General features: G+C 53.6%; 9 protein-coding genes. 1 reads left to right on the forward strand and 8 read right to left on the reverse strand.

Going from position 1 to position 4,978, the window contains the following annotated elements:
• From L692_RS29290 to L692_RS0118200, 5 genes are all read right to left on the reverse strand, one after another.
• Positions 1-227, reverse strand: a 227-nt coding sequence (locus tag L692_RS29290; RefSeq protein ID WP_036724352.1) for a hypothetical protein, incomplete at its 3' end; no start/stop codon positions are given.
• The gene (locus L692_RS0118185; RefSeq protein WP_025701523.1) at positions 224-541 is read right to left on the reverse strand and encodes a hypothetical protein; all 318 of its coding nucleotides are present in this window, start codon (positions 539-541) and stop codon (positions 224-226) included. The genes L692_RS0118185 and L692_RS29290, both read right to left, overlap by 4 nt.
• Positions 538-882, reverse strand: a complete 345-nt coding sequence (locus tag L692_RS0118190; protein WP_025701524.1) for a hypothetical protein — start codon at positions 880-882, stop codon at positions 538-540. The genes L692_RS0118185 and L692_RS0118190 overlap by 4 nt, the downstream gene beginning before the upstream one ends.
• A gap of 12 nt (positions 883-894) precedes the next feature.
• A complete protein-coding gene (locus L692_RS0118195; protein WP_025692259.1) occupies positions 895-1,182 on the reverse strand; it encodes a hypothetical protein in 288 nt (95 codons plus the stop codon).
• 156 nt (positions 1,183-1,338) lie between these two features.
• Positions 1,339-1,794, reverse strand: a complete 456-nt coding sequence (locus L692_RS0118200) for a GNAT family N-acetyltransferase (RefSeq protein ID WP_025701525.1) — start codon at positions 1,792-1,794, stop codon at positions 1,339-1,341.
• Between the two features lie 517 nt (positions 1,795-2,311).
• Between L692_RS0118200 and L692_RS0118205 the strand changes: the two genes are divergently transcribed.
• Positions 2,312-2,776, forward strand: a complete 465-nt coding sequence (locus L692_RS0118205; protein ID WP_025701526.1) for a DinB family protein — start codon at positions 2,312-2,314, stop codon at positions 2,774-2,776.
• A 95-nt stretch (positions 2,777-2,871) separates the two neighbouring features.
• Here the strand turns inward: L692_RS0118205 and L692_RS0118210 are convergent, their stop codons facing one another.
• The 3 genes from L692_RS0118210 to L692_RS32965 all read right to left on the reverse strand — a co-directional run.
• On the reverse strand, positions 2,872-3,603 hold the full coding sequence (locus L692_RS0118210) for a sugar phosphate nucleotidyltransferase (protein ID WP_025701527.1): 732 nt from the start codon (positions 3,601-3,603) through the stop codon (positions 2,872-2,874).
• Between the two features lie 25 nt (positions 3,604-3,628).
• On the reverse strand, positions 3,629-4,366 hold the full coding sequence (locus L692_RS0118215) for a glycosyltransferase family 2 protein (RefSeq protein WP_025701528.1): 738 nt from the start codon (positions 4,364-4,366) through the stop codon (positions 3,629-3,631).
• A partial coding sequence (locus L692_RS32965; RefSeq protein ID WP_036724356.1) for a family 2 glycosyl transferase occupies positions 4,363-4,978 on the reverse strand: 616 nt, incomplete at its 5' end. The genes L692_RS0118215 and L692_RS32965, both read right to left, overlap by 4 nt.

Consider the following 4,978-nt stretch of genomic DNA (forward strand, 5'->3'; position numbering starts at 1 on the left):
TCCGGCGGCACAGCGCGCTGGCGGGGCCGTCTCTTTCTCCGCAGCTTGGAGCCTCTTTTCCGCAGCCGCGGATGAAGAGGTCGGCGGAGCCGTTTTTTGCGGACCTTAAGCGAGGTGCCCTTGCGGATTTTACGGGCTTTGCGGACCCTGGTCTTCCGCGAGAGCAGCGCCTTACGCCCTTGGGCCGTTCTTCCCTTGCGCGACGGCTTGCCGCTTGTTTTCTTCATCTCCTGTCACTCCTTCTGGACTCCGTGCGCGCCGGGGCCGGAATGCCCGAAACGCAGGACGAAGCCAGCCACGGCGCGGGGGGAGTCCCTTCTTTGTGTCTATGCAGCGAAATGCCGGTCATCATCCGGCACATGGCGCTCTGGTATTCGCTGAGCACCCTGACATTGTCGCACAGCTTGCGGGCTGCAAGCTCCGAATGGCCGGTCAACTCGGCTATTGTCTCCAGAATCGCCGCAAGCGCGGCCTGGCTGCGGGCGATGGAGCGGATCATTTCCAGCTTGACGGCGCGTTCCGAGAGCTGCAGCCCGCTCATTTCTCGTCTTCCCCGAAGCTGAACCCGCCTTCGGTCAGGCTGCCGAAAGCGTCTCCGCCGCTTTCCTCTTCCCCGGTGTCCAGCATGGCTTTCAAATTGCTGCATAACCCGTTCTCCAGCTTCGTTAATCCCTCCACCAGCTCCACGATCGCGTCATGGATGGAGAGGGACTCCTTCAACTGGTCTTCATGTGTGTCGAACGCCCGGGGATGAATATGATGATGCGTCCACTGCTTAACCTTCTCCGCCTCCACCGCCTTGGCCTCCAGAATCATCGCGATATTCCACTGGATGGCGGCGGTGGATTCCAGCATTTTCAGATAAGCCTCTTCTCTGCTCATCATCCGCCTCCCCTATTCTTCTTCCTGGCCGTTCAGTTCCTTGATGACTCTGCCCACCTGTTCAGCTACCGCCTCCTGAAGATCGGCGAATGCGTTAAGATAGGCGATAATATTCTTGTTCACCTGGCCCGCACTTTCAATCACTCCCGCACTGCCGCCGAATTCCGGCTCCGCATCCGGCAAATCATGGACAATTTGCGCCATACGGACAGCCACGTGGCGTTCGGCGTCAAGAATGCGAGCCATCTGTTCATGCGAATGGGCCATGTGCTCCAAGATTTTGGTGATCTTATTCTGCATGATCATGTCTCCTTTGCTTAGGCGCCCTGCTACAGCATATGCGGCGAGGGCCCGGCAGGTTACGGGGAAGCGGTGGAATGGGGAAATTCAGCCAGTCAGACAAAAAAAGCGGGCACCCCGGCTTGGGGGCGCTCGCCATCCTTTATCGCTTGAAGATCATCGGGATAGAACATATGTCCTTGGATAGAAGCCATATTTTTCATAAAAATGCAATGCCTCTTCATTCCCATATATTACTGAGATCGCAATGGACTCGATGCTGTTCGTCTTAAACCAGTCAAGCGATAGTGTCATCAGCTCTCGGCCAATCCCCAAGCCTCTATAATCCTGCACAACAAAGATAGAGTCCAGTTCGCCCCGAATTCCTCCAGCTATGGAACTGATGCAATATCCCGCCAATCTTCCCGATAGCTCATCGTCAGCCAGAACAATATGAAGAAGTCCCTGTTCCGCTTTGACCAGGAGCTCTTTGGACCGTGCCTGAAAGGTACTAGCCATGATTTGTGCGGCAAAATAATTGGACCTTGATGCATGATGATCTCTCAGCTGTTCCCATAACGGCTCTACCAAATGAAGTCCGGCTTGATCGGTTTGTGTGTATTTTATCTTCATCCGTGCCTTGTATCCTCCTGTATCCGATATTCTGCAAAATCGGCTTTGGCCGATCTTCTCCTGCGGGTGCCCCTTCCGAAGACGCCATGCCGATGACGAGCACCGAGAATAGCGCCAGTCCAAATGACGGAGACAGCGCCAGAGCGGCGATGCAGGCCATGCTTTCAATGAAGTATTAATCCTCCGCTGCCGCCAAACCATCTAGCCCGCGCTGCCGTTTCTGTTGAGATTTGTGCAGATTCAGTTTGGATGTCTGAAGCACCTCCGTGAATGAATTTCCTTAATTATAGTTTATACGCTTGGAATAGAATAGCTAGATTTTTACATCCGATGCAATAAAAAGAAACGGCTCTGCCGTCCTCGCAGGAGAGGGCATCCGTTTTCCGTAGAAATATCTATAAGCGTGAAACGCATAGATTTTTATATTTGGCTATGTTAAACCATGTTGTTTATATTTGACATTTACGAACATTTGTTCTATGATTAGACCATCATATTGGTTCTTGGAGGAATTATTGTGGCAACGATTAGCGGTATCTCCGAAGACTTAGAAAGATTAATAGTTTTTATTTCTGACTTAACCCCTTACTCTGATGATGCTCTTCGCAAGCCAATAGTCGGTACATGGTCGATTCAGGACATTATCAGCCATATTATGGGTTGGGACAAAAGCTTTATCCAGACACTTAATCAGATTATAAACAATGAGGAAGTGAATCTTGAAGAACATCACGATGTGCAGGCATTTAATGAAGCCTCCGTTACTTTCGGCAGAACAATGAAACCACATGATTTGCTAAAGGAAGCCATCTCCCAGCGCAAACAATTGATATTAAAACTCAGTATGGTTCCTGAATCAGCATTCAACAGACAATTCCATAACAGTGCGTATACGTTGGAAACTTTTTTACAAGAAATGTTTATTAGTCATGACAAGCACCACGAAGAACAAATAATGAAACACCTGCAAACGGTCAGATAACATAAGAACAACAATTGGCTTCCCACTGGACGGTTTTCTCGTCCTCAATAATGAGCAGAAGATGACAGAGCCGTATATTTAAAAAAACGCCGCCGTTACGGCAGCGCATCTTTCAGCTTCTCCCCCGCCTCGCGCAAGGAGTCGAAGGTTCCCGCATCGCTCCACCACTCTTTCAGCACATCGTAGCTCAGCTTGCGGTCTGCGGCATACAGATTGTTGACGTCGGTAATCTCAAGCTCTCCCCGCCGGGAAGGAGAAATCCGCCGGATGATATCAAACACGGCCTTGTCGTACATATAAATGCCGGTTACGCAATAGCCGGTCTTCGGCTGCTTCGGCTTCTCTTCGATATAGGCAATCCAGGCCGAATCCGCGCCGTCGAAGACGGGAACGCCATAACGCCGCGCATCCTCCACCGGCTTGAGCAGCACCTTGGCGGTGCCCTCCGGCTGCCGGAGATAGCTGTTCACATAAGGAGCAATATCCTCGGTGAACAAATTGTCTCCAAGCAGCACGACGAACCGCTCCCCCGAGGGAACAAAATCTTTCGCAAGCTCCAGCGCCTCGGCGATTCCGCCGGCGGCTTCCTGAATTTTATAAGTCAGGGACACACCGAACTCGGCGCCGCTTCCCAGGAAATCCGCATACATTCCGGCAGACTGTCTGCTGATTACAAGAAGGATGTCGGTGATTCCGGCCTTTCGCAACCGGTCAACGCCATAACAGATCATCGGGTATTTGCCGACCGGAAGCAAATGCTTGTTCATCATCCGGGTGAGCGGATAAAGTCTCGTTCCCGTTCCGCCTGCCAGTATAACTCCTTTCAACGGCCATTCCTCCTCCACATGTAGCCTAAATAAATTGCCTGGGGTCAATCCCCCATTTTTCGATATACAATCTGCGATTGCGTCCGATCAGCTCATCCCACCCGGAACGGTAGACCTCCTTGAAGCTCGCGCTTCCCTCATGATGCACCAGACAATCGCCGGCAATCAGCAGCCGGTAGCCCTGAAGCCGGGCGCGAATGCAATAATCGTCGTCCTCGTAATGCCCCGGAGAGAATCTCTCGTCGAGCAGACCCACCTTGTCGAACACTTCCCTCTTGAATAAAAAACACAAGCCAACGAGCCGCTTCGTCTCGCTCCATTTGGAGGGATCGGGAATATTCGCCGTCTCCGCCGCCGCGTGGAACCCGGCAATATCCGCATACCCAGTGTTGACCTGCTGCCGGCCGCTGGCATAATTCGTCACGGGGCCGACAATGCCCGTATCCGGAGAGCTGTACAGAGCACTTTTCAGATTGGCCAGCCAATTCTTCGAGACAATGACATCATTGTTGAGCAGCAGCAGTTCGTCCCCGGAAGCGAGCTGCATGCCAAGGTTGCAGGCGATCGGAAACCCGGCGTTGGCCGGCAGCGAAATGAAGGGAATCCTCTCCCTGCGGCAGTATTTTGCCGTTCCGTCGCTTGAAGCGTTATCCACGATAATCAGCTCGTAAGGCTCCGCTGTGTATCGGCGGATCGCATCCACACAGGTCCGGAGGAGACCGAGTCCGTTAAAGGTCGGAATAATAATGCTGGTCCGTGTCATATCCCGTTCCTCCACGCGGCAAGCAGGCGGCGGCTGTCCGGCCCGTTCTCCTGCCAGGGCAGATCATCCGCGCCGCGGGCAAGCACTTCGGACATCGCCTCGGCATGATCGCCGATAATCATTTGCTCCACGTCGTTTCCCGCCCCCGTATTCCCTTTTCGTCTTCTGTTCCGTTTGATTACATTCACTGTACCCGCTTTCTCTACGCGCAGCTTCTCCAGAACGGCAGCGGCCTGCGCCCTGGGCGGCGCCGATAAAGCCTGGGGTCCGATCAACTCCAGCGCTCTGCGGGACAGCGCATGGGGCACGGCCGTCATGGAGGAGGCGCCCAGGTCTTCCCGCCCAAGCGCCATGTTCAGAAACATTTTGCAGCGCGTCACATTGTCGCATTGACCGAAGACGGGAAGCAGCGGATTCAGGTCATTAAGCGCCACGTCCGCTCCCCGGTCCACGGCGGCGGCGAATGGAAACAGCGCCGGAGCGGGGATAGGAATATCGCCATCGAGAAACAGCAAAATATCGCCCTTGCTGAGCTTAGAGCCGATAGCCCGCCCCACATCATGACCGGCCGCTTCCGGACAGTGGACAATCATGGCCCGGCCGCACTGTCTC

The sequence above is a fragment of the Paenibacillus forsythiae T98 genome (genome assembly GCF_000520735.1).
In the GTDB taxonomy this organism is placed as follows: Bacteria; Bacillota; Bacilli; order Paenibacillales; family Paenibacillaceae; genus Paenibacillus_AQ; species Paenibacillus_AQ forsythiae.

Bases quoted from the DNA above. Each gene is read 5' to 3' on its own strand.
- L692_RS0118185 (WP_025701523.1), bottom strand. From the start codon at position 541: ATGAGCGGGCTGCAGCTCTCGGAACGCGCCGTCAAGCTGGAAATGATC.
- L692_RS0118190 (WP_025701524.1), bottom strand. From the start codon at position 882: ATGAGCAGAGAAGAGGCTTATCTGAAAATGCTGGAATCCACCGCCGCC.
- L692_RS0118195 (WP_025692259.1), bottom strand. From the start codon at position 1,182: ATGCAGAATAAGATCACCAAAATCTTGGAGCACATGGCCCATTCGCAT.
- L692_RS0118200 (WP_025701525.1), bottom strand. From the start codon at position 1,794: ATGAAGATAAAATACACACAAACCGATCAAGCCGGACTTCATTTGGTA.
- L692_RS0118215 (WP_025701528.1), bottom strand. From the start codon at position 4,366: ATGACACGGACCAGCATTATTATTCCGACCTTTAACGGACTCGGTCTC.